This is a genomic window from Kitasatospora sp. NBC_00458 (assembly GCF_036013975.1).
Classification (GTDB): Bacteria; Actinomycetota; Actinomycetes; order Streptomycetales; family Streptomycetaceae; genus Kitasatospora.
This window is the reverse complement of sequence record NZ_CP107904.1, coordinates 3,955,794-3,981,381: the sequence shown is the minus strand read 5'-3', so window position 1 is coordinate 3,981,381 and position 25,588 is coordinate 3,955,794. Positions and strand designations below refer to the sequence as shown.

The 25,588-nt window shown below is 73.4% G+C and carries 26 protein-coding genes; 18 read left to right on the top strand and 8 right to left on the bottom strand.

The annotated features are described in order from the left end of the window. The first annotated feature begins 80 nt into the window (after positions 1-80). From OG550_RS16220 to hemB, 7 genes are all read left to right on the top strand, one after another. A complete protein-coding gene (locus tag OG550_RS16220; RefSeq protein ID WP_327678160.1) occupies positions 81-359 on the top strand; it encodes a glutaredoxin family protein in 279 nt (92 codons plus the stop codon). Positions 360-592: 233 nt separating this feature from the next. Further along, complete coding sequence (locus OG550_RS16215; RefSeq protein ID WP_327678158.1) at positions 593-1,342, top strand: 3'-5' exonuclease; 750 nt, start codon at positions 593-595, stop codon at positions 1,340-1,342. A gap of 101 nt (positions 1,343-1,443) precedes the next feature. Then, positions 1,444-2,340 (top strand): redox-sensing transcriptional repressor Rex, encoded by an 897-nt coding sequence (locus OG550_RS16210; RefSeq protein ID WP_327678156.1) that lies wholly within the window; start codon positions 1,444-1,446, stop codon positions 2,338-2,340. A 106-nt stretch (positions 2,341-2,446) separates the two neighbouring features. Then, a complete protein-coding gene (locus OG550_RS16205) occupies positions 2,447-3,784 on the top strand; it encodes a glutamyl-tRNA reductase (RefSeq protein WP_327678154.1) in 1,338 nt (445 codons plus the stop codon). Between the two features lie 41 nt (positions 3,785-3,825). Beyond that, the gene (gene hemC, locus OG550_RS16200; protein ID WP_327678152.1) at positions 3,826-4,836 is read left to right on the top strand and encodes a hydroxymethylbilane synthase; all 1,011 of its coding nucleotides are present in this window, start codon (positions 3,826-3,828) and stop codon (positions 4,834-4,836) included. Continuing rightward, positions 4,833-6,503: a bifunctional uroporphyrinogen-III C-methyltransferase/uroporphyrinogen-III synthase gene (locus OG550_RS16195; protein WP_327678150.1), complete on the top strand. Its 1,671-nt coding sequence runs from the start codon at positions 4,833-4,835 to the stop codon at positions 6,501-6,503. The genes hemC and OG550_RS16195 overlap by 4 nt, the downstream gene beginning before the upstream one ends. 62 nt (positions 6,504-6,565) lie before the next feature. Then, entirely contained in the window at positions 6,566-7,546 is a 981-nt protein-coding gene (gene hemB / locus OG550_RS16190; protein ID WP_327678149.1) for a porphobilinogen synthase, read from the top strand. A 74-nt stretch (positions 7,547-7,620) separates the two neighbouring features. Here the strand turns inward: hemB and OG550_RS16185 are convergent, their stop codons facing one another. The 3 genes from OG550_RS16185 to OG550_RS16175 all read right to left on the bottom strand — a co-directional run bounded on the left by OG550_RS16185 (position 7,621) and on the right by OG550_RS16175 (position 8,913). Next, entirely contained in the window at positions 7,621-7,887 is a 267-nt protein-coding gene (locus tag OG550_RS16185) for a hypothetical protein (RefSeq protein ID WP_327678147.1), read from the bottom strand. Positions 7,888-8,142: 255 nt separating this feature from the next. Next, complete coding sequence (locus OG550_RS16180) at positions 8,143-8,487, bottom strand: rodlet layer protein (protein ID WP_327678146.1); 345 nt, start codon at positions 8,485-8,487, stop codon at positions 8,143-8,145. An 81-nt stretch (positions 8,488-8,568) separates the two neighbouring features. Beyond that, positions 8,569-8,913, bottom strand: a complete 345-nt coding sequence (locus OG550_RS16175; RefSeq protein WP_327678144.1) for a rodlet layer protein — start codon at positions 8,911-8,913, stop codon at positions 8,569-8,571. A gap of 302 nt (positions 8,914-9,215) precedes the next feature. On the opposite strand from OG550_RS16175, the gene OG550_RS16170 reads away from it, so the two are divergent. Further along, positions 9,216-9,875, top strand: coding sequence for a hypothetical protein (locus OG550_RS16170; RefSeq protein ID WP_327678142.1), 660 nt, complete (start codon positions 9,216-9,218; stop codon positions 9,873-9,875). 95 nt (positions 9,876-9,970) lie between these two features. On the opposite strand, the gene OG550_RS16165 is transcribed toward OG550_RS16170, so the two are convergent. From OG550_RS16165 to OG550_RS16150, 4 genes are all read right to left on the bottom strand, one after another. Further along, positions 9,971-10,342, bottom strand: coding sequence for a hypothetical protein (locus tag OG550_RS16165; RefSeq protein WP_327678140.1), 372 nt, complete (start codon positions 10,340-10,342; stop codon positions 9,971-9,973). 119 nt (positions 10,343-10,461) lie between these two features. After that, positions 10,462-10,734: a chaplin gene (locus OG550_RS16160; protein ID WP_327678137.1), complete on the bottom strand. Its 273-nt coding sequence runs from the start codon at positions 10,732-10,734 to the stop codon at positions 10,462-10,464. 110 nt (positions 10,735-10,844) lie between these two features. Then, on the bottom strand, positions 10,845-11,087 hold the full coding sequence (locus OG550_RS16155; protein ID WP_327678135.1) for a chaplin: 243 nt from the start codon (positions 11,085-11,087) through the stop codon (positions 10,845-10,847). A 315-nt stretch (positions 11,088-11,402) separates the two neighbouring features. Continuing rightward, positions 11,403-11,654: a chaplin gene (locus OG550_RS16150; protein ID WP_327678134.1), complete on the bottom strand. Its 252-nt coding sequence runs from the start codon at positions 11,652-11,654 to the stop codon at positions 11,403-11,405. A gap of 238 nt (positions 11,655-11,892) precedes the next feature. Between OG550_RS16150 and OG550_RS16145 the strand changes: the two genes are divergently transcribed. From OG550_RS16145 to OG550_RS16120, 6 genes are all read left to right on the top strand, one after another. Next, a complete protein-coding gene (locus OG550_RS16145; protein WP_327678132.1) occupies positions 11,893-12,132 on the top strand; it encodes a chaplin in 240 nt (79 codons plus the stop codon). 264 nt (positions 12,133-12,396) lie between these two features. Further along, positions 12,397-14,082, top strand: a complete 1,686-nt coding sequence (locus OG550_RS16140; protein ID WP_327678131.1) for an RICIN domain-containing protein — start codon at positions 12,397-12,399, stop codon at positions 14,080-14,082. A 202-nt stretch (positions 14,083-14,284) separates the two neighbouring features. Then, positions 14,285-15,568 carry a hypothetical protein gene (locus tag OG550_RS16135; protein WP_327678129.1) on the top strand — a complete coding sequence of 428 codons (1,284 nt, stop codon included), beginning with the start codon at positions 14,285-14,287 and terminating at the stop codon, positions 15,566-15,568. Between the two features lie 129 nt (positions 15,569-15,697). Next, positions 15,698-16,186 (top strand): MarR family winged helix-turn-helix transcriptional regulator, encoded by a 489-nt coding sequence (locus OG550_RS16130; protein WP_327678127.1) that lies wholly within the window; start codon positions 15,698-15,700, stop codon positions 16,184-16,186. A gap of 107 nt (positions 16,187-16,293) precedes the next feature. Then, the gene (locus OG550_RS16125) at positions 16,294-17,733 is read left to right on the top strand and encodes an MFS transporter (RefSeq protein ID WP_327678125.1); all 1,440 of its coding nucleotides are present in this window, start codon (positions 16,294-16,296) and stop codon (positions 17,731-17,733) included. A gap of 1,170 nt (positions 17,734-18,903) precedes the next feature. Then, positions 18,904-20,730: an LCP family protein gene (locus OG550_RS16120; RefSeq protein WP_327678123.1), complete on the top strand. Its 1,827-nt coding sequence runs from the start codon at positions 18,904-18,906 to the stop codon at positions 20,728-20,730. 92 nt (positions 20,731-20,822) lie between these two features. Here the strand turns inward: OG550_RS16120 and OG550_RS16115 are convergent, their stop codons facing one another. Next, the gene (locus OG550_RS16115; RefSeq protein ID WP_327678121.1) at positions 20,823-21,305 is read right to left on the bottom strand and encodes a hypothetical protein; all 483 of its coding nucleotides are present in this window, start codon (positions 21,303-21,305) and stop codon (positions 20,823-20,825) included. Between the two features lie 466 nt (positions 21,306-21,771). On the opposite strand from OG550_RS16115, the gene hemL reads away from it, so the two are divergent. The 4 genes from hemL to OG550_RS16095 all read left to right on the top strand — a co-directional run bounded on the left by hemL (position 21,772) and on the right by OG550_RS16095 (position 25,520). Then, complete coding sequence (gene hemL, locus OG550_RS16110) at positions 21,772-23,112, top strand: glutamate-1-semialdehyde 2,1-aminomutase (protein WP_327678119.1); 1,341 nt, start codon at positions 21,772-21,774, stop codon at positions 23,110-23,112. 90 nt (positions 23,113-23,202) lie between these two features. Continuing rightward, entirely contained in the window at positions 23,203-23,850 is a 648-nt protein-coding gene (locus OG550_RS16105; protein WP_327683919.1) for a histidine phosphatase family protein, read from the top strand. A gap of 291 nt (positions 23,851-24,141) precedes the next feature. Then, positions 24,142-24,750 (top strand): TlpA family protein disulfide reductase, encoded by a 609-nt coding sequence (locus OG550_RS16100; RefSeq protein ID WP_327678118.1) that lies wholly within the window; start codon positions 24,142-24,144, stop codon positions 24,748-24,750. Beyond that, positions 24,747-25,520, top strand: coding sequence for a cytochrome c biogenesis CcdA family protein (locus OG550_RS16095; protein ID WP_327678116.1), 774 nt, complete (start codon positions 24,747-24,749; stop codon positions 25,518-25,520). Before OG550_RS16100 ends, OG550_RS16095 begins: the two co-directional genes overlap by 4 nt. Positions 25,521-25,588 lie beyond the last annotated feature (68 nt).

The following is a 25,588-nucleotide window of genomic DNA, read 5'->3' as shown; positions in this document are numbered from 1 at the left end:
CCGGGTCGCCCGGCCGGGTCGCCCCGCCGCCCGCGGCCCCGGCCGCCCGGCCGTGCGTAGGGGCGGCGCACAATGGCGGGGTGAGCCCACTGCTGCGACGCGACAAGACCCCGAAGCCGGCCGAGCGGACCGTGACCCTGGTCGCCAAGCCCGGCTGCCACCTGTGCGACGACGCCCGGGAGGTGATCGTCCGGGTGACGGGCGAGCTGGGCGCGGCCTTCGAGGAGAAGGACATCACGCAGGACGAGGAGCTCTACCGGCGCTACTGGGAGCAGATCCCGGTGACCCTGATCGACGGACGCCAGCACGACTTCTGGCGGGTGGACGAGAAGCGCCTGCGCACCGCGCTGGGCGCCTGACCTCCCGCGCCCGCGGCGCCCGCCCCGCTCCGGATCCCGCGCCGGGGCGCGTCCGGTGACCCCCGCCGTCCGGCGGGGGCGGTTCGCCGAATCGTTGTGAAGATTCCCCGCGCACGGCTTGGGGCGGCCCCCGGTGGTCGGCTTACGATCGAACTCGTCTGCGCCCATGGGGGGCTGAGCACGCGAGGAGTGCCGCCATGCTTCCCGGCCCGCCCCCAGGGACGTCCCCAGGGGTGCCCTTAGCGGCGCCCGCCGATCCGTCGGCCGAACCCCGGGGCTTCGCCGTGGTGGACGTGGAGGCGACCGGCCGCAGCCCGTGGCGGCACCGGGTGGTCGAGGTCGCCGTGGTGCTGCTGGACGAGCGGCTCCGCCCGGAGGGCGAGTTCTGCACGCTGCTGGACCCGCTCGGCCCGGTGGGCCCGACCCATGTGCACCGGATAGCCCAGGAGGACGTCGAGGGCGCCCCGCGGTTCCGGGAGATCGCGCCGAGGCTGCTGGAGCTGCTGGCCGGCCGGGTGATGGTCGGCCACCACGTCACCTGTGACCACGCCTTCCTGGATCGTGAGTTCGCCCGGATCGGCGTCCCGCTGCCGGCGGTGCCGCTGCTCTGCACGATGCGGCTGGCCCGCGCCCACCTGCCGGAGGCCGGCGGGTTCGGCCTGGCGGCCTGTGTCGAGGCGGCCGGTCTGGGCCGGTTCCCGGCGCACACCGCGCTGGGGGACGCCCGGGCCACCGCCGGGCTGCTCCGGCACTGCCTGGGTGCGCCGTCCTGCGCGCCGGGCGACTGGGCGGAGCCGCTGCGGGAGGCCGCCCGGGTGCCGTGGCCGAGGCTGGGCGGGGCGCGGTCCCGGCCGTCCGGGGAGCCGGTGCCGACGGTGCGCAGGGAGGGGCCCGCCGAGCTGCCGTACGGCTCGCGGCCACCCGCTGCACCGCCCCCGGCGGGGGTGCGGAAAGGGTCCGGTGCTATGGGTGCGACGGCGTGATGCGCATCACTGTGCAGGGACAAATCGGACACCATCTTTGTGCACACGTTCACAAACGCATAGCCTGGCTGCCAAAGCCCAGCTTCACCCACAGGAGCACCGTGGCAATCGGCCGATCACCACAGAGCAGTTCGCAGACGCCCGAGCAGGGCGCCGCGCGCCGACCCTCGCGTGCCCGGGGCATCCCGGAGGCGACCGTCGCGCGCCTGCCCCTCTATCTGCGCGCGCTCACCGCGCTCTCCGAGCGCTCGGTGCCGACCGTCTCCTCCGAGGAGCTGGCCGCGGCCGCCGGCGTGAACTCCGCCAAGCTGCGCAAGGACTTCTCCTACCTGGGCTCGTACGGCACCCGCGGTGTCGGCTACGACGTCGAGTACCTCGTCTACCAGATCTCGCGCGAGCTCGGCCTGACCCAGGACTGGCCGGTCGTCATCGTCGGCATCGGGAACCTCGGCCACGCGCTCGCCAACTACGGCGGCTTCGCCTCCCGCGGTTTCCGGGTCGCGGCCCTGCTGGACGCCGACCCGTCCGTGGTCGGCAGCAGCGCGGCCGGACTCCCGGTGCGCCACATGGACGAACTGGAGTCCATCGTGGAGAGCCAGCACGTCTCGATCGGGGTCATCACCACCCCGCCCGGCGCCGCCCAGCAGGTCTGCGACCGGCTGGTCGAGGCCGGCGTCACCAGCATCCTGAACTTCGCCCCGACCGTGCTGACCGTCCCGGACGGCGTGGACGTGCGCAAGGTGGACCTCTCCATCGAGCTGCAGATCCTCGCCTTCCACGAGCAGCGCAAGGCCGGCGACGAGCCGGACCGGACCGAGTCCGTGCTCGACCGCGCCCCCGGCCCGGTCCGGGCGGCGGCCGCCAAGCTGCGCCGGGCCGCCGGCGGCAGCACCAAGGCCCGTCCGGCCGCGGAGTCCGCCAAGGACGCCGAGCCGGCGCCGAAGACCAAGCCCGGCAAGCCCGGCGAGGGCGACCTCTCCGCGGTGATGCCGGCATGAACGGGCACAACGAGCGGGCATTCGCGGGCCGGGCGCCGTTCGAGGCGGCCGCCGGGCGCGACGGGAGCCGTACGGCCGGTGGGATCCGCGGTACCAGGGGGCAGGCGTGAGTCTTCTCGTCGTAGGGCTGAGCCATCGCACCGCCCCGGTCGGCGTGCTGGAGCGCGCCGCCCTGACCGGTGAGGTCCCGACCCGGCTGCTGCACGACGCGGCCGCGTCGGCGACCGTCGCCGAGGCCGCGCTGCTGAACACCTGCAACCGGATCGAGCTGTACGCCGACGTGGACAAGTTCCACGCCGGTGTCGCCGAGCTGTCGCTGCTGCTCGCCCACCACAGCGGGGTCGACCTGGAGGAGCTCACCTCCCACCTCTACGTCCACTACGAGGACCGCGCCGTCCACCACCTCTTCTCGGTGGCCTGCGGCCTGGACTCGATGGTCGTCGGCGAGGGCCAGATCCTCGGCCAGCTGCGCGACTCGCTGGCCCGGGCGCAGGACGAGCACACCGCCGGGCGCGGTCTGAACGAGCTCTTCCAGCAGGCGCTGCGGGTCGGCAAGCGGGCGCACAGCGAGACCGGCATCGACAAGGCCGGCCAGTCGCTGGTGACCTTCGGCCTGGAGCAGGTCGCGGCCGGTGCCGGCGAGATCGCCGGCAAGCGGGCGCTGGTGGTCGGCGCGGGCTCGATGAGCTCGCTGGCCGCCGCCACGCTGGTCCGCTCCGGCGTCACCGACCTGCTGGTCGCCAACCGGACGCCCGAGCGGGCCGAGCGGCTGGTCGAGATCCTCGGCGCGGACGTCGCCCGCACCGTGGAGCTGGCCAAGGTGCCCGAGGCGCTGGCCGACGTCGACCTGGTGATCTCGTGTACCGGCGCGGCCGGCGTGGTGATCGGGTCCGAGGACGTCGCCGCCGCGGTCGCGTCCCGTACCGCCGGCACCCCGCTCGCCTTCCTCGACCTGGCCATGCCGCGCGACGTCGACCACGCCGTGCACGAGCTGCCCGGCGCGCTCCTGGTCGACCTGGAGAGCCTCTCGCACGCGCACGCCGCCACCCCCGGCGCCGGCGACGTCGACGCGGTCTCCGGCATCGTCGCCGAGGAGGTCACCGCCTTCGGGGCCGCCCAGCGGGCCGCCCGGATCGCCCCGACCGTGGTGGCGCTGCGCGCGATGGCCTCCGACGTCGTCGCCGCCGAGCTCGGCCGCCTCGACTCCCGGCTGCCCGCGCTGGACGAGCGCTCCCGCGCCGAGATCACCCAGACCGTCCGGCGGGTCGTCGACAAGCTGCTGCACGCCCCGACGGTCCGGGTGAAGCAGCTCGCCGCCGAGCCGGGCGGCGCCTCCTACGCGGACGCGCTGCGCGAGCTGTTCGACCTCGACCCGGCCGCGGTGCACGCGGTCTCGGGCACCCCGATCGGCACCCAGCAGCCTGCGGGCGGGGGCGCCAGATGAACCGTCAGCCATCCCACGAGTACCACCGGGACGATCACCTCATGAATGGTCAACCGCTCACCGGCCAGTCCCCGGACGCCACCGCACCCCTGCGGCTCGGCACCCGGCGCAGCGCGCTCGCCATGGCGCAGTCGGGCATGGTCGCCCGCGAGGTGACCCGCCTCACCGGGCGCCCCGTCGAGCTGGTGGAGATCACCACCTACGGCGACACCTCGCGCGAGGCCCTGGCCCAGATCGGCGGCACCGGCGTCTTCGTCTCGGCGCTGCGCGACGCGCTGCTGGAGGGCCGGATCGACTTCGCCGTGCACTCGCTCAAGGACCTGCCCACCGCCGCCCCCGAGGGACTGGCGCTGGCCGCCGTCCCCGAGCGCGAGGACTTCCGCGACGCCCTGGTGGCGAGTGACGGGCTGGCCCTGGACGAGCTGGTGGAGAAGCTGGCCGGCGCCGGCCGGACCGCGCGGATCGGCACCGGTTCGCCGCGCCGGATGGCGCAGCTGAACGCCTGGGCCCGGGCCCGCGGCGCACAGCTGGAGACGGTGGCGATCCGCGGCAACGTGGACACCCGGATCGGCTTCGTCACCTCGGGCGAGCTGGACGCGGTGGTGCTGGCCACCGCCGGCCTGAACCGGCTCGGCCGCGCCGCCGAGATCACCGAACACCTCGACCGCGAGCTGATGATCCCGGCCCCCGGCCAGGGGGCGCTCGCCGTCGAGTGCAAGGCCTCCGACACGGGGCTGACCGCCGCGCTGTCGGCCCTGGACCACGCCCCCACCCGGGTCGCGGTGGCCGCCGAGCGCGCCCTGCTGGCCGCCCTGGAGGCCGGCTGCTCCGCACCGGTCGCCGGTCTGGCGGTCCGCGGCCACGAGAACGAACTGCGGCTGGAGGGCGTGGTCGGCACCACCGACGGCGCCACCCTGCTGAAGATGTCCGCCAACGGTCCGATCGTCCTCGACGAGACCGCCGAGCGGCAGGCGGTGGCCCTCGGCCGCGCGCTGGCCGACCGGCTGCTCGACGCGGGCGCGGCCGCCCTGATGGGGGAGCGAGCCCGATGAGCCCCACCGCCGCCACCGACAGCCCGTTCCCGGCCGACAGCCCCTTCGGGGGCGTGGTCCCCGCCGCCGGCCGCTGCACCTTCCTGGGCGCGGGCCCCGGCGACCCGGGCCTGCTGACCCTGCGCGCGGTCGAGGTGCTGGCCTCGGCCGACATCCTGGTCGCCGACCCGCTGACCGCCGCCGCGGTGCGCAGTCACTGCCCGACCGGCGTGCAGGTGCACACCCCGGGTGCGGAGGGGCCGGAGTTCGACCTGGCCCGACTGGTCGGCGAGGCCGTGCGGTCCGGCAAGCACGTGGTGCGGACCGTCGACGGCGACCCGGGCCTGGACGGCTGTGCCGCCGAGGAGATGCTCGGCTGTGCCGGCGCGGGGATCTCCTTCGAGGTGATCCCCGGGGTCGCCCAGTCGGTCGGCGTCCCGGCCTACGCGGGCGTGCCGCTGCGCGGCGCGGCCGGCACCGACGTCCGGTTCGTCGAGGGCGCGGCCCTGCTGGCCGGCTCCCCGGTGGACCTGGGCGCGCCGGAGACCACCCTGGTGGTGCGGACCACCCTGGGACAGCTGCCGGCCACCGCCAACGCGCTGGTCTCCAACGGGCGCAAGCCGGAGTCGGCGCTGAGCGCGACGCTCTCGGGCACCACCACCCGTCAGCGCACCTTCACCGCCACCCTGGCCACCATCGCGGCGGACCTGAAGGCCGCCCGGGTGCTGCCCTCGCCGGTGTCGGCCCCGGTGGATCCGGCCACCCCGGTCATAGCCGTGGTCGGCGAGCAGGTCGCGCACCGCGCCTCGCACTCCTGGTTCGAGACCAAGCCGCTGTTCGGCTGGAACGTCCTGGTGCCGCGCACCAAGGAGCAGGCGCACGGCCTCTCGGAGCAGCTCCGCTCGTACGGCGCGGTGCCGCAGGAGGTGCCGACCATCGCGGTCGAGCCGCCGCGCACCCCGCAGCAGATGGAGCGGGCGATCAAGGGCCTGGTCACCGGCCGGTACGAGTGGATCGCCTTCACCTCGGTGAACGCGGTCCGCGCGGTGCGGGAGAAGTTCGAGGAGTACGGCCTGGACGCCCGGGCGTTCGCCGGGATCAAGGTCGCGGCGGTCGGCGAGACCACCGCGCAGGCGCTGGTCGACTTCGGCGTGAAGCCGGACCTCGTGCCGTCCGGCGAGCAGTCGGCCGCCGGCCTGCTGGAGGACTGGCCGCCGTACGACCCGGTGTTCGACCCGATCGACCGGGTGCTGCTGCCGCGCGCCGACATCGCCACCGAGACCCTGGTGGCCGGCCTGGTCGAGCTGGGCTGGGAGGTCGACGACGTGACGGCGTACCGGACGGTGCGCGCCTCGCCGCCGCCGGCCGAGACCCGCGAGGCGATCAAGGGCGGCGGGTTCGACGCGGTGCTGTTCACCTCGTCCTCGACCGTGCGGAACCTGGTCGGCATCGCCGGCAAGCCGCACAACGTGACGGTCATCGCCTGCATCGGCCCGGCCACCGCGAAGACCGCCGAGGAGCACGGCCTGCGGGTCGACGTGATGGCTCCGGCGCCGTCGGCGGCCGCGCTGGCCCAGGCGCTGGCAGACTTCGGGGCCAAGCGCCGCGACACCGCGACCGCCGCCGGTGAGCCGGTCTACCGGCCCAGCGAGCGCCGTCCCGGTTCGCGCCGCAAGGCCGCGCGCTAAACGGTCCGGGGGCGGCCCACCCGCCGCCCCCGGCACACGCACACCGTTCGGAGAGAGAAGCCGTGTCCGCTGAATTCCCGTACGTCCGCCCGCGCCGCCTGCGGTCGACCCCGGCGATGCGCCGCCTGGTCGCCGAGACCAGGCTGCACCCGGCGGAGCTGATCCTGCCGCTGTTCGTCCGCGAGGGCGTGCGCGAGCCGGTGCCGGTCACGTCGATGCCGGGGGTGGTCCAGCACACCCGGGACACCCTGCGGAAGGCCGCGGTCGAGGCGGCCGAGGCGGGCCTGGGCGGCCTCATGCTGTTCGGCGTCCCGGAGGTGCAGGACGCGACCGGCAGCGAGGGCACCAACCCGGACGGCATCCTGCAGCAGGCGATCCGGGACGTGGTCGGCGAGGTCGGCGACGCCCTGGTGGTCATGTCCGACCTCTGCCTGGACGAGTACACCGACCACGGCCACTGCGGCGTGCTGGCGGCCGACGGCTCGGTGGACAACGACGCGACGCTGGAGCGCTACGCCGAGATGGCCCGCGTACAGGCGGACGCCGGCGTCCACCTGGTCGGCCCGTCCGGGATGATGGACGGTCAGATCGCCGTGGTCCGGCGGGCCCTGGACGAGGCCGGCCACCAGGACGTGGGCATCCTCGCCTACACGGCCAAGTACGCCTCGGCGTTCTACGGCCCGTTCCGGGAGGCGGTCGGCTCCTCGCTGAAGGGCGACCGCAAGTCCTACCAGCAGGACCCGGCCAACGCCCGGGAGGCGCTGCGGGAGCTGGAGCTGGACGTCGCCGAGGGCGCCGACCTGGTGATGGTGAAGCCGGGCATGGCCTACCTGGACATCCTGCGCCAGGTCGCCGACGCCTCGCCGGTGCCGGTCTCGGCCTACCAGGTGTCGGGCGAGTACGCGATGGTGGAGGCGGCCGCGGCCAACGGCTGGATCGACCGGGAGCGGATGATCCTGGAGACGCTGACCTCGCTGCGCCGGGCCGGTGCCGAGCAGATCCTCACGTACTGGGCGGTCGAGGCCGCCGGGATGCTCGGGTAGGCCCACCCTTCCGGGTACCGCCGGACGTGCCGGGGCCGGGCCCCTCCGCGAGGAGGGGCCCGGCCTTTCGGCTGCTACTCCCAGCCGCCGACGTGGGCGAAGCCCTCCACGCCGCCGACGGCGTCGGTGGAGGTGGCGGCCCCCCAGCCGTGCGCGCCGGTGTGGATGTTCGAGGTGTGGGCCAGGCCCCACCACTCGCCGGCCGCGAACACCGGGTGGGCGGAGGCGACGAACTCGCCGCCGCCGGCCAGGCCGACGTGCGCGGACGCCGGGGTGGCGATGCCGGCCAGCGCCAGCGCGCCGAAGGCGGTCAGTGCGACCTTGCCCAGCTTGCTCTTCATGGATCTGCCCTCTCTTTCCGGAGCGTCCGGTCCGGACGCCCTGCCTCTGACGTGTGTTCCGGTCCGTGTCCGGGTGCCGGCTCTGCCACGTGAACACACGGTGCCGTCCGTGCCGGCGCCCCACGCGCCGTGCCGACGGCCTGTCACCCGGCCGGACCGCACCCGGAGTGCGGCCGGCCGGACGTCCGGCCCCGTACGCCCGGAGGGCCCGGGGACCAGATGTCCCCGGGCCCTCCGCCGCGCCATGTCGCTGGATCAGCCGATCAGGTGCGAGACACCCGCGTCGCCCGAGGACTGGGTGTTCTGGCCGACGTTGCAGATCTGCTTCGGGGTGCTGTTGAGGATCGGCACCTCGACCGGGACGGCCACGCCGAGGACGGCGACCGCGATGTTGTGGACCTCCGGCAGGCAGATGTTCGCGTTGTCGAGGGTGTGGAAGTTCGGGCTGTGGTCGCCGTGGGTGCCGGTCTGGTTGGTGCCGCCGTTGCCCTGGACCGAGACGGCCGAGCCGTCCGAGTCGGCGATGGCGGAGGCCGAGCCGGCGGACATCGCGATGGCGGCGGCGGCGAGGCCGGCGGCGGCGAGGGACTTCTTGATCATTTCGGTGTTCCTCTCGGGGTTGAATCGGGGAGCGATTCGAAGGGTGGTTCAGGAGGGGGTGACGCAGGTGGGGCGAGCGGGTCAGCCGATCAGGTGGGAGACGCCCGAGTCGCCCTTGGTCTGGGTGCCCTGGCCCTGGGTGCAGTACTGCTTGCCACCGCTGTTGGCGATCGGGACCTCGACCGGGACGGCCACGCCGAGCACGCCGACGGCGATGTTGTGGATCTCCGGCAGGCAGACGTTCGCGTTGTCCAGGAAGTGGAAGTTCGGGCTGTGGTCGCCGACGGTGCCGGTGAAGTTGGTGCCACCGTTGCCCTGGAAGGACCCGGCGGAGCCGTCCGAGTCACCGATGGCCGAGGCCGGCGCCGCGGCGGCGGCCAGCGCGGCGGCGGCCAGCCCGGCGGCGGCGAAGGACTTCTGGATCATGGGGAGATCCCTCTCTGAAATGCTCTTGAGTTTCCGTGCGTACAACGCGTACAACGCTCAGACCCGGTCTGCGGTCACTGACGTTCAGATCAAAGAATGACGGCACGGAAGGTTACGGGGATTCTCGAAAAGAGTCCGGGAGGCGCGACCGGGAGCGCTTTCCGGTCGGATTATTAGCCCGAATCGGTTAACGGCCGCAATCCGGGGTCCGAGTGGCTCGTTGAGACAGATTGCTTCGGGTTGCGCCCGCGCAGCCCTTCCCCCAGAGGTCTCCAGTACGAACAGGCAGAACGGTGAAAAGCATGAGGTTCTCCAAGCGGGCCGGCGCGATGCTGCTGGCGGTCGGTGCGGGCGTACTCGCCTCCCAGGGGGCGGCGTCCGCCGCCGCCCCGGTCAGCCCCGAGCAGGTCGGGGCGCTGGAGGACCAGCTGGCGACCCAGCAGGTCCCGGTGGACGTGCCGGTGGCGCCGCTGGGCAGCCGGATCTCGGGCGGCATCCCGACCTCGCTGCTGATGCCCCCGGTGCCCGCGCACACCACCGGTGACGCGCTGATCCCCGAGCGGATCGTGCCCGCCCTGGGCACCGGCAAGGTGGGCCCGACGGCCAAGGCCGAGCTGCCGCTGCCGCTGGTCGACCAGGGCGCGGACCTCGGCGAGCTGCTGCTGGACGCCCCGGCCGCGCCGCTGCACGCCGACACCCCCGGGCTGGGCCTCGGCACGCCGCTCTCGGTGGTCCAGGACGGCACCGGGCAGCTCGCCGACGGCCGGGTCAAGGTGGACGAGATCGACCCGCGGCTGGTGACCGGGGCGGTCCAGGCCGTCCCGGGGGCCAAGGCGACCCTCGGCAACGAGGACGAGCGGATCTCGGTGACCGACTCGGTGGGCGACCTGGCGACCACCACCACCGCGACCGCCACCGGCGTGGTGCAGGAGACCGGCCTGGCCGGCCTCGCCCAGCTGTAGCCGCTCGGCGGCGCCGCAGCACGTGCGAGAGCCCGGCACCCCGATCCGAAGGGGGGTGCCGGGCTCTCGCGCGTACGGCCGCGGGGAGCGCCGGATCAGCCGGGCAGCGCGCCGAGCAGCGGGCCGACCAGGGGCAGGTCCCGCGGCCCGCCGCCGGCGCTGAGCGGGCCGGTGAGCGTCTCGGTGCCGATCGGGGCCAGACCGGTGTTCTCCGGCCGGACGGTCGCGCCGTTGTTCAGCACGTCGGCCGAGGAGTTGGCCCACGGGTCCAGGCGCAGGTCCTTGACCGGCGCGACGCCGTAGCCGAGGCCGGTGGTCGTGCCGCCGAGCGCCTGGGCGATGTCGGTCTTGGCCAGTGCGGCGCCGCCCTCGGCCGGGGCCGCGTGCGCGGCACCCGCGCCGCCGCCGAGCAGCATCGCGGCGCCCAGGGCGGCGGCGAGGCCGGCCCCGCTCTTCTTCGAAACCATGCGGAATCACCCTTCGGGGGAGTGGGTCCCGGCGCGGCCGGACCGCGCCCGGGTACGCCGAACCGCCCCCCGGCCGGTGGGCCGGGGGGCAGTGCGGCCGGAACGCGTGCCGATCGGGATCAGCAGTCGTCCTCGACGTGGTGGTGGTCCGCCTCGGCGTTGATGCAGGTGTTGCCGAACGCCGGGTTCAGCAGGCCGATGACGTTGACGGAGTTGCCGCACAGGTTGACCGGGACGTGCACCGGGATCTGGAGCTGGTTGCCGGAGACGACACCGGGCGAGCCGGCGGCGACGCCCTCCGCACCGGAGCTGGCGGAGGCGGCGCCCGCCGCACCCATCACCAGGCCGGCGGCGGCGGCGGAGAGGACGGCGGCCTTCTTCACGTTCTGCATGGGGGTTGATCTCCTCGATCACACACGGGTGGAGCGGGCCGCACCCCGCCGGTGGCGGGGTGCGGCACGGATGCGGTGACACGGTGGTCGCCGGTGCGGCGACCACCCGGTCAGCCGTGGTTGATGCAGGTGTTGCCGAACGCCGGGTTCAGGATGCTGACGATCCCGATGGAGTTGCCGCAGACGTTGACCGGGATGTGCACCGGGATCTGGATCTGGTTGCCGGAGAGCACACCCGGGGAGCCGGCGGCGACGCCCTGGGCACCGGAGCTGGCGAACGCGCCGCCCGCCGCACCGACCACCAGACCGGCGGTGGCGAGGGACAGGGCGGCGGCCTTCTTGAGGTTACGCATGTGGTTCTTCCTCCGTTTTCTGCCCGACCGTCAGTGGAAATAGTCGGGAGCCGGGCGAGGTGAAATCCTTGCCCGTTGGCTTCTGGGAATACCGTGATTGTCACTCGGGCGGCCCAGATGGCGCGTGTCGCCCATGGCTCGGGCGATGGTCGGCCGCCGCTTCACCGCGCGCCGCGAACAATTCCCGCACGGCCGGGAAGAATTCGTGCAGACGCGCGACCAGGAGGAATCCGGACGGGCTTGGACCGGCGTCGGATCTCCCGGAGTAGGGGTGCCGCCCGGCGGGGGCGGACCGGGCGGAGGTGCCGCCCCGGGTCAGGCGTTGACGCAGGTGTTGCCGAACGCCGGGTTGAGCAGGCCGACCACGTCGATCGAGTTGCCGCACAGGTTGACCGGGATGTGCACCGGGACCTGGAGCTGGTTGCCCGAGGCCACGCCGGGGGAGCCGGCCGCGACGCCCTCGGCGGACGCGCCGTGGGCGTGGTGGGCGGCGGCGGCGCCGGCTCCGGCGGCCAGCAGGGCGGCGGTGGCCGCGGTGCCGAGGACGCCGTGGGCGAACTTGCGCATGTGCGGGACTCGCTTTCTTCGTGACGGGCGTGGGGCGGGGCGGAGCGTGTTCCGCCAGGGAGAACGAGGCAGCGCCCGGGGGGAAACGGTCGGATGTGCTGATCACCCGAATGCCTGGCGGGCCGGTCCGTTCGTCCGGATGGGTGACAGTGAGGGTGCCCTCGCAACCGCCTCGACCGGGTCTCGTTGGAGATGTCGCACTCCCCGTGCATCTCTGTCGAACAGTCAGGAGGCTCTCATGAGCATCAAGAAGACGGCCGCCGTCGGCGCCGCTGTGGTCGGCATCGTGGCGGCCGGTGCCGGCTCCGCGATGGCCAGCTCCGGTGCGGAGGGTGTTGCCGCGGGTTCCCCCGGTGTCATCTCCGGCAACCAGCTGCAGGTTCCGGTTCACGTCCCGGTCAACCTGTGCGGCAACACCATCGACATCATCGGTCTGCTGAACCCCGCGTTCGGCAACACCTGCGTCAACAACGGCTGATCTGCGTCACGTCCGGCCACTGCGAGCCGCCGTTCCCGCGCTTCCCTCCTGGGGTGCGGGGCGGCGGCTCTCGGTATGCCCGGGCCGGGACCGTCGTGACCGGGCGTCAGTCACCGGTGCTGTCACGAGCCTTGTTGCGTTACTTGTCAGTACCTAGAATATGAGACCTGCTCACCTTTCTTCGCTCCGAAGCTCCGAAGCTCCCACGCTCCGAACCGTCCGGCACCCCCCGGTCGGGCGGCCCCCACCCGCAAGGAGTCGCGTGTGATCAGGTCACGATGGGCGGGTGCGCGGCGGAACAGGACGGTCGCGCGCCGCTCCCCCTACGGCGCACTGCTGGCGACGGGCGCCCTCGTCGCCGCCCTCGGCCTCGCCGGAACCCCCGCCGCCCTCGCCGACACCGGCCCGGCCGCCCCCGCGGCCGCCACCACCCGCCCGGCCGCGATCGTCGCCCTCGGCGACAGCGCCATCTCCGGGGAGGGCGCCGGCACCGACACCGGCGACGGCTACTTCCCCGGGACCGACGGCCCCGCCGACTACTGCCACCGGCACCCCGAGTCGGAGATCTTCGTCACCGACATCCCCGGTGTCACCCCGATCGACCTCGCCTGCTCCGGCGCCCAGACCGGCGACCTGGTCAGCGACCCCGAGCTGGCGAAGATCACCGGCCCCGGCAGCGGCGACTTCGGCGAGGCCAAGCAGGACGTCCAGCTCGCCGGTGTGGCGGCCCGGTACGACGTGAAGCTGGTCGTCGTCACCATCGGCGCCAACGACGACTTCGACTTCAGCGGCATCATGATGCACTGCCTCGCGCAGTACTTCCCGATCCCCCAGGGGCAGGGCTGCCGCGACACCATCGGCAGCGCCGAGATCGCCCGGCGGGCCCAGAGCGTCCGGCCCAAGGTGGTCGCCGCGCTGCAGGACATCCGGCAGACCATGCGGAGGGCCGGCTACGCCGACGACTCCTACCAGCTCGTCTACCAGTCGTACTTCAACCCGATCACCCCGGACATCCGGCGCAACGACTACCTCGGCAAGGTCGCCGACGGCTGCCCAGCCTTCCCCGAGGACCTCGCCTGGGGCCACAACTGGGTGGTGCCGCTCTTCAGCGACGCACTGCGCGGCGCGGCCGAGCAGGTGCCCGGCGTCCGCTACCTCGACCAGCGGCGGGTCGCCTTCGGGCACGAGGTCTGCGCGGAGTGGACCAGCTCCCCGTACGAGTACACCAACGGGGACGTCGTCAACCTCTCCGAGTGGGTCCGCAACGGCTGCGACCAGCAGATCGGCATCCCCGGCCTCTGCATGAACATGGTCCGGCAGTCGTACCACCTGCGGGTGGCCGGCTACCGGGGCGAGGGCGTCTGCCTCGGCCGGTTCTACGCCCGGACCGACCTCCCCCAGGCCTACTGCACGCTCGACCAGCGCAACGCCACCTCGATCGAACCGCTCACCCCCGGCCGGCCGATCGCCGACGTGCCCGAGGACGGCGCCTGGTACCAGTTCACCAACGCGGCCGACGGCCGGGCGCTGGACCTCAGCGGCGGCGGCACGTACGGGGACGCCACCAACGGCCGGGCCGCCATCACCTATCCGGCCACCGGCGGCCTCAACCAGTCCTTCGTCCTGGAGGCGAAGGCCGGCGGCAGCTACGAGCTCGACTTCAGCGGCAACCGCGACATGTGCCTGGACGCCGACGGCGGTTCGACCGCCCCCGGCACCCGCGTCCAGCAGTGGCGGTGCAACGGCGGCGGCAACCAGCACTGGATCGTGAAGCCGGCCGGCAACGGCCTCTGGAAGCTCGCCGACTCCCAGGACCAGGGCAAGGTCGCCACCGCCGCCGGCCGGCTCGACGCCCGGGGCAACCCGCTCGTCGAGCTCGCCGCCGACACCGGCGCCCCCGCCCAGCTCTGGCAGCTCACCAAGCTCGGCATCGTCTACCTGCACGGCTGACCTGCCCCGTCCCGGCCGTCGCCGCCCCGCTGCCCGGGGCGGCGGCGGCCTCGTCGCGCCGCCGGCCGGCCGGCCCCGCGGGGGCGGCGGGACGGACACGGAAGGTTGGGGTGGGGCGGGAGGGGGCGGTGTCGTAGGCTCGCCCGGCGTCGCTGTGTCGGTCGGCGCGCCGGTCACGAGTGGGGCGGGGAGTCCAGAGCTGATGAGCACGGCATCGAGCACCGAGTCGTCGGGCGGTGGCGCGGGAGTGCCGTCGGCGCCCCCGGAGGCGGCGGAGCGGCCGGCCGCCACGGAGCCGCGGCAGGGGCGGTTCGCCGCCGCGGTCGACCGGTTCGCGCCCGCGCTCGGCGCGTACGCGGTGGTCAAGGCGACCGGGCTGACCGTCTTCCTCCTGCTGCTCTCGCACACCGAGGACTTCCTGAAGAAGGACCCCGGGCGGGGCGGCGGCGCCCAGCCGTGGGACGTGCTCGGCACCTGGGACGGCATCTGGTACCAGCGGATCGCCGAGAACGGCTACGACCCGCAGCTGATCCCGCTGCACGGCTACCCGCTGGCCACCTACTACGAGAACTCGGCCGCGTTCTTCCCGCTCTACCCCTGGCTGATGCGCCTGGTCGGGGCGGTCACCGGACTGGGCCCGTACGGTTCGGGCATCGTCGTCTCGGTGCTCGCCTCGTTCGTCGCGGCGGCCGGGATCTTCGCGATCGCCGAGCGGCTCGGCGGCTTCCGGGCGGGTGTGATCGCGGCGGTGATCTGGGGGCTCTTCCCGGGCTCGGGAGTGGAGTGGGCGGTCTACTCGGACTCGCTCTTCGTCGCCCTGTCCGCCTGGGCCTGCTACTGCGTGATGACCCACCGCTGGCTGACCGCGGGGACGCTCGCCCTGGTGGCGGGCCTCAACCGGCCGACCGCCGCGGCGCTGATCGCGGCGGTCTCGATCACCGCACTGGTGGCGCTGGTCCGGCGCACCGACGGGGTGGCCCGCCCGCTGACCGCGATGCTGATCACCCCGTGGGGCCTGCTCTGGTACGTCGCCTGGGTCGGCTACCGGATGGGCGACTGGACCGGCTACTTCAAGCTGCAGCGCGGTGCCTGGAACCGCTACTTCGACTGGGGCGCCTCGACCGCCCGCACCACGCTGGACGTGGTCACCGGGCACTGGACGTTCTGGCAGTCCAACCCCGCGCCGGACCTGATCGCGGTGGCCCTGCTGATCGCCCTGCCGGGCCTGCTGGTGCTCCTGCTGCGGCTGCGGCCGCCGCTGGTGCTGGTGGTCTACACGCTGCTGACCCTGTTCACCGCGCTGAGCAGCAACCAGATCTACGGCAACATCTCGCGCTACCTGCTGCCGGCCTTCCCGCTGTTCATCGGCCTCGCGATCGCGCTGCGCCGGCTGCGGCCGGCCACCGTGGCGGGCCTGTTCGCGATGCCGGCGGTGGCGGCCGGCTGGTACGCCGGGTACGCGCTGTTCGAGCTCGGCATCCCGTAGCGGGGCCGGCGGCACCGCCCGCCACCGTCCGTGCCCGGCTCGCCACCGCCCGCGCCCGGCTCGCCACCGTCCGCGACCGCTCCCGCACGGGATCATCCGCCAGCGGACGGCGTTGCTAATCTCGGAGCCATGACGACGAGCCCGCCCGCGCGCCAGATCCGTGACATCTCCGGCCTGCTGGACCACGCCAGCCACGTCCTGGCGACCAGGATGGCGGCCGCCTTCACCGAGCTCGGCATCACGCCGCGCGCGTACTGCGTGCTCTTCCACGCCATGGAGGCCGAGCGCACCCAGATCCAGCTGGCCGAGCTCGCCGACCTGGACAAGACCACCATGGTGGTGACCGTGGACGAGCTGGAGAAGGCCGGGCTGGCCGAGCGCCGGCCGTCCGCCACGGACCGCCGGGCCCGGATCATCTCGGTCACCGGGGCGGGCGAGCAGGCCGTCGAGCGGGGCACGGCGATCGCGGACCGGGTGCACCGGGAGGTGCTGGAGTCGCTGCCGGGGGACGAGCGGACGGTCTTCGTCTCGGCACTGACCCGGCTGGTGGGCGGGGCGCTGGCGGAGCCGGTCGAGAGCGACCGCACGGTCCGCCGGGCGCGTCGTTCCAGGAGCTGACGCCACGAAGGAGACGATCCCCCAGGGGACCTTCCCGAGAAAGATAGTCCCGAACAAAACAATCTGCTAGCGTCTCTCCCGGTACTCGACGAACCGGGAGACCCGCCATGACCACGCACGCCCCCGCGCGGAAGACCGCCGACAAGGCGCCAGCCGCACCCGTCCGATCCCGCGCGCTCGCCCTGGCGGTGCTCTGCGCGGGAATGCTGATGATCATCCTGGACGGCTCGATCGTCACCGTCGCCCTGCCGGCCATCCAGCAGGACCTCGGCTTCACCTCCGCCGACCTCACCTGGACCGTCAACGCCTACCTGATCGCCTTCGGCGGGCTGCTGCTGCTCGCCGGCCGGCTCGGGGACCTGGTCGGCCGCAAGAAGGTGTTCGTCGCAGGCCTCCTCCTCTTCACCGCGGCCTCGCTGCTCTGCGCACTCGCCACCGACCAGGGGACGCTGATCGCCGCCCGCTTCCTCCAGGGCGTCGGCGGCGCACTGGCCTCCTCGGTCAGCCTCGGCATGATCGTCACCCTCTTCCCCGAGCCGGGCGAGCGCGGTCGCGCCATCGGGGCGTTCAGCTTCGTCGGCGCGGCCGGCGCCTCGATCGGACAGGTGCTCGGCGGCGTCCTCACCGAGGCCCTGGACTGGCACTGGATCTTCCTGATCAACCTGCCGCTCGGCCTGGCCGCCGCGGCGCTGGCCTGGCGCGTCCTGGCGGCCGACCGCGGCCCCGGGCTGCGGGGCGGCGCCGACGCCCTCGGCGCGGTCCTGATCACCGCGGCACTGATGCTCGGGATCTACGCCATCGTCGGCACCGCCGAGCACGGCTGGGCCTCCGGCCGCACCCTCGGCCTCGGCGCGCTCTCCGCCGCCCTGCTGGCCGGCTTCCTGGTCCGCCAGGCCCGCGCCGCCCACCCGCTGCTGCCGCTGCGGATGTTCCGCTCGCGCGCCGTCTCCGGTGCCAACGCGGTACAGGTGCTGGCCGTGTCCGGGCTGTTCGGCTTCCAGATCCTGGTCGCCCTCTACCTGCAGAACGTGCTCGGCTACGGCGCCGCCGCCACCGGACTCGCGATGCTCCCGGCCGCCGTCGCCGTCGGCGCCGTCTCGCTGCTGCTGTCCGCCCGGCTGAACGCCCGGTTCGGCGAGCGCAACGTGCTGCTGGCCGGCCTGGCGCTGCTGGTCGCGGCCCTCGGCCTGCTGGTCCGGCTGCCCGTCGACGCCGGCTACGCCGTCCACCTGCTGCCGACCATGCTGCTCGTCGGCGGCGGCGGACTGGTCCTCTCCGGCCTCACCACGCTGGGCATGTCCGGCGCGGGAGAGGCCGACGCGGGGACGGCCTCCGGGCTCTTCAACACCACCCAGCAGGTCGGCGCGGCGCTCGGGGTGGCCGTGCTCTCCACTCTCGCGAGCTCCCGGGCCGCCGACCTCACCGCCGCCGGCCGTCCCGCCGCCGAGGCCCTCACGGGAGGCTTCCGGCTCGCCTTCGCGGTGGCCACCGGGCTGCTCGTGGCGGCCTTCGCCCTCACCGCGGTGGTCCTGCGTCCGAGCAAGTGACCGGCGAGCGGGGCAATGGCGACTGACGGAAGGTCAAAGCCCTCTCCCGGTGGCCCGGGCAGCTGTTGTCGGACCGGTTCGCAGGGGTTTCCCGAGTCGAACCCGAAGTGAATGCCCGGTCGGCCCGGTACTTCCCCGGAGTGCTGGGGCGGGGCGGGGGGAAGCGGTTGCCGGGGGTTTTCCGGAGGCGGCCGAGGGATACCCGGAGGAATGCACCGATTCGCCGAACCGGTTCCGCGCGCCCGCTTCTCCACCGGCCGTGCGGACACGGCGGCGGGCGAATTCCGGGAACCCCGCCCGGAACGGCGGGAGGGGAACCGCATGCCGGTCCGCGGCAAGGCCGCCGTCGGCGCCGTCGCACCCATGGCCGCAGGCGGCGCGCCCGCCACCAGCGGCGGCAAGGCCCGGGAGAGCCGCACCGGCCTCCGCGGCGGCGGCAACGGCGACGGCGCAGCGGTCGGGACGACGCCGCCTCGGTGCGCAACGGAAACGACGACCACGGCGTGCGGATCCGCTTCCAATGGAACCCGGGCGGTCCGGGCCGGTACATGTGACCCCCCCACCTCGCGGCCGAAGAACCGGGACACCTCGCAGTGCTCCGACACATTCGCCGTCCGCCCGGTGAACCGATGTCATGGAATTCGGCCGGACAGCGGCCGAAGGAATTCCACGGCAGGCCCGGACCGCTCTCCACGAGCGACCGGGCCTGCCGGTTCCGGCTCCGCCCGCGCGCCCGGGGAAAGACGAAGGGGACGGGGGAGGGACGACCGATCGGTGATCCGGTGATTCGGTGATGCCGGGCCGCGGCCGCGCGCACGGCGTGCGCCGTCGCCCCGGTGACCCCGGCCGACCGGACCCCGCACCGCTGGGCCCCGGTCGCCCCGGAGGCCGGGCCCCCGGAGCTCGTCCGACGACTCCCGCCGCTCGCTGAGGCGACGCGAATCGTCGGACAAGCCCTGTGTCGTGCGTGTGCCAGGCGTTCCCGGGGCCGGATCCCGCGGGTCCGGGCCCCGGACCGGGGCCGTAGCCCGGCGCGGCCGAAGGCGGTTTCCGGTCGGCTTGTATGCTCCACCTGGCACCAGGGGGGCATTTCCTGGCAGCCGTTCGTTCGATGGCACAGCCGTGAGAGGTGCGGGGATGTCGGGTCGCCGAGACAGGAGTCAGCCCAGCGTGGCCCGGCCACGTTCGGAGGGCTCGACCGGCTCGGCGGGTTCCACCGGCGGTCCGACCGGTTCCGGTGCCGCTTCCGGCACCCGTGCCGGTGCGCGTTCCGCCACCCGCGCCGCGGCGGCCCCGGCCGCCCAGGACGGCGCCACGGGTTCGATCCCGGCCCCCCGGACCGGTGGACGGGCCGAGGCCCGGAAGGCGGCGCAGGGCCGCGGCGGCCGCGGCGGTCAGAGCGGTGACGGCGGTCAGGGCGGGGGCTCCGGGCACCGCAGGTCCGGCGGGCGCGGCAAGAAGCCCGAGCGGAACGTCAAGAAGATCGTCGGCTGGACGGCGGTCGGCGCGCTGGTGCTCATAGCCGGCACCGGTGGCGCGATCTACTTCAAGCTCAGCGGGAACATCAAGACCTTCGACCAGGACGCGGTCAGCAAGGACCGCCCGCCGGAGGCCGTCGCGGACGCCAACGGCAACAAGCCGGTGAACATCCTGCTGATCGGCTCCGACAGCCGCGGCGGCGGGAACTCGGACCTCGGCGGCGGCGACGCCGAGGGCGCCCGCTCGGACACCACGATCCTGTTGCACGTCTACGCCGACCACAAGAACGCGATCGGCGTCTCGATCCCCCGCAACACCCTGGCCGTCATACCCCCGTGCAAGCAGCCCAACGGGAAGTGGACCAAGGAGCAGAAGGGCGACGAGGTCCTCTTCAACGCCGCGTTCGAGGTGGGCGGCTCGCCGGACGGCAACCCGGCCTGCACCCAGAACACGGTGGAGAAGCTCACCGGGATCCGGGTGGACCACACCATCGTCGTGGACTTCTCGGGCTTCTCCTCGATGACCAAGGCCGTCGGCGGCGTCGAGGTCTGCCTCCCCAAGGCCATCTACGAGGGCGACATCAACCCGAACCTCAACAAGAAGGGTTCGCAGGTCCTGCCGGCCGGCAAGCAGAAGGTGGACGGCCAGAAGGCCCTCGACTACGTCCGGCTGCGGCACGGCATCGGCGACGGGTCCGACATCGGCCGGATGAAGCGTCAGCAGGCCTTCATGAGCTCGATGATCAGCACGGTGAAGAAGCAGGGCCTCGACCCGACCACCCTGCTGCCGCTGGCCGACGCCGCCACCAAGTCGCTCCGCGTCGACGAGGGCCTGAACTCGGTCGACAAGCTGATGTCGCTCGCCCTCTCGCTCAAGGGCATCGACATGCACGACCTCAAGTTCGTGACCCCGCCGTGGCGTTACCACGGCGCCAACCTCGACCTGGTGAAGCCGGACGCCGACCGGCTGTGGGAGGCCATCCGGGCCGACCGCACCCTCGACGGCAAGGACGCCACCGGTCAGCAGCCGGACGCGCCGGCGTCGCCGGAGGCCCCGGCCGCCCCCGCGCCGCCGGTTCCGACCACCACCGCCCCGCCGACCACCGCGGCCGTGACGACCCCGGTCAAGGTGGCGGTGTACAACGGCACGACCGTCAACGGCCTGGCCGGCAAGGCGAGCGAGGCGCTCAAGGCGGCGAAGTTCACCGTCACCGGCACCATGACGGCGAAGTCCACCAACAAGACCGTCACCACGATCGAGTACGGCTCCGGGCAGAAGGCCAACGCCGAGAAGGTCGCCGCGCTCTTCCCCGGGGCCACCCTCACCACCAGTTCGGCGGCGGGGATCAGCGTGGTGCTCGGCAAGGACTACGCGGACGCCAACGGCGGCGGCGCCGCCACCTCGGGAGCTCCGGCCACCCCGGCCGAGCCGGCCCCGCTGCCCACCTCGGTGACCGAGGAGGCCCGCTCGGCCGACGACGACATCTGCGCCAACACCACCTACGGTTCCGGCGGCTGATCCGCCGACAGGTCCGGCCCCGACGTCGCGTCAGGGCCGGACCGGTGCGTTGCGGCGGCGGGGCCGGACTCCAGGGGGCCGGCCCGCGGGGGTCAGGGCCAGACCAGGCAGTACAGCTGGTGGCCCGCGTCGTGCAGGCGGTTGGCGAAGTCCTGCCACTCGTGGAGCATGCTGTAGATCACGAAGGCGTCGCGCGGGCCGCGCCGGTCGGGCACGGTGGACCAGATGAAGGCGGCGGCGCCGAGTTCGGTCTCGTCCGCCTTGCGGAGCGGCTCGACCACGTTCTGCGGGAGCTGCACGACGGCGTAGTCGGGGTGCAGCACGACCAGTTCCAGCGGCGGGACCTGGTGCAGCGGCACGCCCTGGATGCCGGTGAGGACCATGGCGCTCATGGTCTCCGGCTTGATCTTGGTGGAGAGGTGGCCGTTGGGCGAGCCGCTGGTCTCCATCAGGTCGCCGAGCCGGCCGAGCGAGCCGAGCTCGCCCGCGTCCAGGCCGAGCCCACCGGGGCCGAGCGCCGTCGGGACTCTGGCGGCGGTCGCGCGGTCGGGTGCCCCGAAGTACTTGTAGGTCACCCCCACGCGTCCCTCACCCCGCCTCTCGCCACCACGGCCGCCACGCCCCGTTCCCGCTCCCGTACCCCCGCGTGCGGCCTCGGCGGGGCGGCGGGGGCCACCCGCGGCCTCGTCGTAGCCGTCCTGCGCCTCGGACACTCGGACCATCCTCACCGGAATTCGCCGGAATCGACAGACCCCCGCACGCCCGGCGTCCCTCCGGACGTGCTCCTTACCCGTCATGCGCCGCCGTACCCAGTCCAGGTACGCGGCAGTCCTCTCCACACCCCTGCATCGTCCCGGAGTGTCCGTACATCCCGAGTGCGGAGCACTCCGGATCCACTCTGGGTACATAGTCTGACTGGTCCGGGGAGCCGAAGCAGCCAGGGGACCCGTTGTACGGATAACCGTACAGACTCTGTCGCCCGGATCATCGTTCCAGATGATGAGGTCCGACATGCAGAGGTGAAGGACACGATTTGAGACCATGTCTCCCGTGAGCTACCCCTACGAAGCACCCCAGTCCCAGTCGCTCTTCGACCGCGCCTCGGTCGTCACCCCCGGCGGCGTCAACTCCCCGGTGCGCGCGTTCCGCGCCGTCGGCGGTACGCCGCGCTTCATGGTGTCCGGCACCGGCCCCTACCTGACCGACGCCGACGGCCGTGAGTACGTCGACCTGGTCTGCTCGTGGGGCCCGATGATCCTCGGCCACGCGCACCCCGCCGTGATCGACGCCGTCCAGCAGGCGGTGACGCGCGGCACCTCCTTCGGCACGCCCGGCCGGGGCGAGGTCGAGCTGGCCGAGGAGATCGTCGCGCGGGTCGCCCCGGTCGAGCAGGTCCGCCTGGTCTCCTCGGGCACCGAGGCGACCATGTCGGCGATCCGGCTGGCCCGCGGCTTCACCGGCCGCGCCAAGGTCGTGAAGTTCGCCGGCTGCTACCACGGTCACGTGGACGCGCTGCTGGCCGCCGCCGGTTCCGGCGTGGCCACCTTCGGTCTGCCGGACACCCCGGGCGTCACCGGCGCCCAGGCCGGCGACACCATCGTGCTGCCCTACAACGACCTCGCCGCCGTCGAGCAGGCCTTCCGGGCCCACCCCGGCGAGATCGCCTGCGTGATCACCGAGGCCTCGCCCGGCAACATGGGCGTCGTCCCGCCGCTGCCCGGCTTCAACGCCGGCCTGGCCCGGCTCTGCCGGGAGAACGGCGCGCTGTTCGTCTCCGACGAGGTGATGACCGGCTTCCGCGTCTCCAAGGCGGGCTGGTACGGCCTGGAGGCGGCCCACGAGGGCTGGGCGCCCGACCTGCTGACCTTCGGCAAGGTCATGGGCGGCGGCTTCCCGGCGGCGGCCTTCGGCGGCCGCGCCGACGTGATGGCCCACCTGGCCCCGGCCGGCCCGGTCTACCAGGCTGGCACGCTCTCCGGGAACCCGGTCGCCACCGCGGCCGGCCTCGCCCAGCTGCGGGGCTGCACCGACGAGGTGTACGCCACCGTCGACCGGGTCGCCGCCGAGGTGTCCGGCCTAGTGTCGGAGGCGCTGACCAAGGAGGGCGTCACCCACCGCCTGCAGACCGCCGGGAACATGTTCTCGGTGTTCTTCACTGGGGACGCCGTCACGAACTACGACGAGGCGAGGACCCAGGAGGCGTTCCGCTTCACCGCGTTCTTCCACGCGATGCTCGCCGAGGGCGTCTACCTGCCGCCGTCCGCCTTCGAGTCCTGGTTCGTCTCGGCCTCCCACGACGAGCGCGCGATCGAGCGGATCGCCGCCGCCCTTCCTGCCGCCGCCCGGGCGGCCGCCGGGGCGACCGCCCCGGCCACGGCCTGAGGTCCGACGGACCCCGGGCTCCGGACGACCCTACGAAGCTGCCAGGAGTACTGAGAAGTGAGTGCCGAAGAGATCACCGTCGTCCACCTGATGCGGCACGGCGAGGTGCACAACCCGGAGGGCGTGCTGTACGGCCGCCTCCCGGGCTACCGGCTGTCCGAGCTGGGCCGGCAGATGGCCGACCGGGTGGCCGAGGACCTGGCCGGCCGGGACATCACCCACGTGGTGGCGTCCCCGCTGGAGCGCGCCCAGGAGACCGCCGAGCCGATCGCCAAGTCGCACGGCCTGGACGTCGCGGAGGACGGCCGGCTGATCGAGGCGGAGAACGTCTTCGAGGGCAAGACCTTCGGGGTCGGCGACGGTTCGCTGCGCAACCCGGGCTACTGGAAGTACCTGACCAACCCGTTCAAGCCCTCCTGGGGCGAGCCGTACCTGGAGCAGGCGGTGCGGATGATGGGCGCGCTGGCCGCGGCCCGGGACGCCGCGCGCGGGCACGAGGCGGTCTGCGTCAGCCACCAGCTGCCGATCTGGATCGTCCGCTCCTTCGTGGAGCGCCGCCGGCTCTGGCACGACCCGCGCAACCGGCAGTGCTCGCTGGCCTCGCTGACCAGCTTCACCTACGAGGGCGACCGGATCGTGTCGGTCGGCTACCGCGAGCCGGCCCGCGACCTGCTGCCCGCGCACCTGGTCGGCAAGGGCGGCAGGAGCAAGCCGGTGGGCAAGAGCTTCGGCGCCTGAGCACGGCCCGGGCACGGCCCGGCCGACGCCGGAACCGGGGGCGGACCGGGGCGGTCCGGTGCGTCCGTACGGAGGCGCGCGGATCCGGGTACACCGAGGGGAACCCCGGACGCCCGGAGCACCCCCTATGGTTCCCGACCCGGCGTAAAAACGGTTTAAGTAAGAGCTGCGTCACACCCGGGCCGCGCCGCGCGGCGCGGCCCGACCGCAGGTCAGAGGGGGTTCGGCAGACAATGCCGGACCCCCCCGAACCTGCCCGGGACTCCATGCGAAACTTTTCACATGTCTGGCATGACGCGCCCCCGTCCCCGTCTCGCCGCCGCGGCCGCAGCCTCCGCCGCCGCGGCCGCGCTGGCCCTCAGCGGCTGCTCCTCCTCCGGCTCGTCGGCCGGCGGTGACGGCCAGATCGGCTTCGTCACGGCCAAGGGCACCAACATCTCCACGGCCGCCGCCGGACACCGCCAGGACGCCCCGGACATCGGCGGCAACACCCTGGAGGGCACCCCGGCCAAGCTCTCGGACTACCGGGGCAAGGTCGTCGTGCTGAACGTCTGGGGCTCCTGGTGCGGCCCGTGCCGCTCGGAGGCCGACGACCTCCAGCGGATCTGGGACAAGTACAAGGACCAGGGCGTGCAGTTCCTCGGGATCAACACCCGGGACACCGAGGTCAAGAACGCCATCCGGTTCGAGCAGGAGAAGGGCGTCACCTTCCCCAGCCTGTACGACCCGGCCGGCGAGCAGCTGCTCAAGTTCCCCAAGGGCAGCCTCAACCCCAACTCCATCCCGACCACCCTGGTGGTCGACCGGGACGGCAGGCTCGCCGCCCGCGCCGTCGGCGGCCAGACCGACGACGCCCTGGAGACCATGCTGCAGCCGGTGCTGGCGGAGCAGAAGCAGTGAGCACGGCGGTGCAGCTGGCGGACAACATCGGGACCATCCAGAGCGGGGCGCTGCTGGTGGCGGCGCCGATCGCGCTGGCGGCGGGCCTGGTGTCGTTCTTCTCGCCCTGCGTGCTGCCGCTCGTCCCCGGCTACCTCTCCTACGTGACCGGCTTCTCCGCCGCCGACCTCGCCGACGCACGCGGGGCCCGGCGCGGCCGGATGCTCGCGGGCGCGGCGCTGTTCATCCTGGGCTTCACCGCCGTCTTCGTCTCGGGCGGGGCGCTGTTCGGCCAGTTCGGCGACACCCTGAAGGAGCACCAGGCGGTCATCAGCAAGGTGCTCGGGGCGGTGACGATCGTCATGGGGCTGGCCTTCATGGGGCTCGTGCCCGGCCTGAGCATGCGCGAGGTCCGCTCCCACCGCCGCCCGGTGATAGGGCTGATCGGCGCGCCGATGCTGGGCGTGGTGTTCGGAGTGGGCTGGACGCCCTGCATGGGGCCGACCCTGGCCGCCGTCTCCAACCTGGCGCTCAACCAGGCCGACGCCCAGCGCGGCGCCCTGCTGATGTTCTTCTACTGCATGGGCCTGGGCGTACCGTTCATCGTGGCCGCGGTGGCCTTCCGCCGGGCGCTGGGCGCCTTCGGCTGGATCAAGCGGCACTACCCGCTCGTCATGCGGATCGGCGGCGGCATGCTCGTCGTGGTCGGTCTGCTGCTGGTCACCGGGGTCTGGGACTCGATGGTGAGTGACCTGCAGAACCAGTTCGCCGACTTCCAGATCGGAATCTGATCCGTGAGCAAGACCACGACCGACAGCGAGCTGCCCCCGGCCGCGACGGAGGCCGCGGCCGAGGACGC

Excerpts from the sequence above, each read along its gene's own strand:
- hemC (WP_327678152.1), top strand. The coding sequence starts at position 3,826 with ATGAATGGTCAACCGCTCACCGGCCAGTCCCCGGACGCCACCGCACCC.
- OG550_RS16195 (WP_327678150.1), top strand. The coding sequence starts at position 4,833 with ATGAGCCCCACCGCCGCCACCGACAGCCCGTTCCCGGCCGACAGCCCC.
- OG550_RS16185 (WP_327678147.1), bottom strand. The coding sequence starts at position 7,887 with ATGAAGAGCAAGCTGGGCAAGGTCGCACTGACCGCCTTCGGCGCGCTG.
- OG550_RS16180 (WP_327678146.1), bottom strand. The coding sequence starts at position 8,487 with ATGATCAAGAAGTCCCTCGCCGCCGCCGGCCTCGCCGCCGCCGCCATC.
- OG550_RS16175 (WP_327678144.1), bottom strand. The coding sequence starts at position 8,913 with ATGATCCAGAAGTCCTTCGCCGCCGCCGGGCTGGCCGCCGCCGCGCTG.
- OG550_RS16170 (WP_327678142.1), top strand. The coding sequence starts at position 9,216 with ATGAGGTTCTCCAAGCGGGCCGGCGCGATGCTGCTGGCGGTCGGTGCG.
- OG550_RS16165 (WP_327678140.1), bottom strand. The coding sequence starts at position 10,342 with ATGGTTTCGAAGAAGAGCGGGGCCGGCCTCGCCGCCGCCCTGGGCGCC.
- OG550_RS16160 (WP_327678137.1), bottom strand. The coding sequence starts at position 10,734 with ATGCAGAACGTGAAGAAGGCCGCCGTCCTCTCCGCCGCCGCCGCCGGC.
- OG550_RS16155 (WP_327678135.1), bottom strand. The coding sequence starts at position 11,087 with ATGCGTAACCTCAAGAAGGCCGCCGCCCTGTCCCTCGCCACCGCCGGT.
- OG550_RS16150 (WP_327678134.1), bottom strand. The coding sequence starts at position 11,654 with ATGCGCAAGTTCGCCCACGGCGTCCTCGGCACCGCGGCCACCGCCGCC.
- OG550_RS16145 (WP_327678132.1), top strand. The coding sequence starts at position 11,893 with ATGAGCATCAAGAAGACGGCCGCCGTCGGCGCCGCTGTGGTCGGCATC.
- OG550_RS16135 (WP_327678129.1), top strand. The coding sequence starts at position 14,285 with ATGAGCACGGCATCGAGCACCGAGTCGTCGGGCGGTGGCGCGGGAGTG.
- OG550_RS16130 (WP_327678127.1), top strand. The coding sequence starts at position 15,698 with ATGACGACGAGCCCGCCCGCGCGCCAGATCCGTGACATCTCCGGCCTG.
- OG550_RS16125 (WP_327678125.1), top strand. The coding sequence starts at position 16,294 with ATGACCACGCACGCCCCCGCGCGGAAGACCGCCGACAAGGCGCCAGCC.
- hemL (WP_327678119.1), top strand. The coding sequence starts at position 21,772 with ATGTCTCCCGTGAGCTACCCCTACGAAGCACCCCAGTCCCAGTCGCTC.
- OG550_RS16105 (WP_327683919.1), top strand. The coding sequence starts at position 23,203 with ATGCGGCACGGCGAGGTGCACAACCCGGAGGGCGTGCTGTACGGCCGC.
- OG550_RS16100 (WP_327678118.1), top strand. The coding sequence starts at position 24,142 with ATGACGCGCCCCCGTCCCCGTCTCGCCGCCGCGGCCGCAGCCTCCGCC.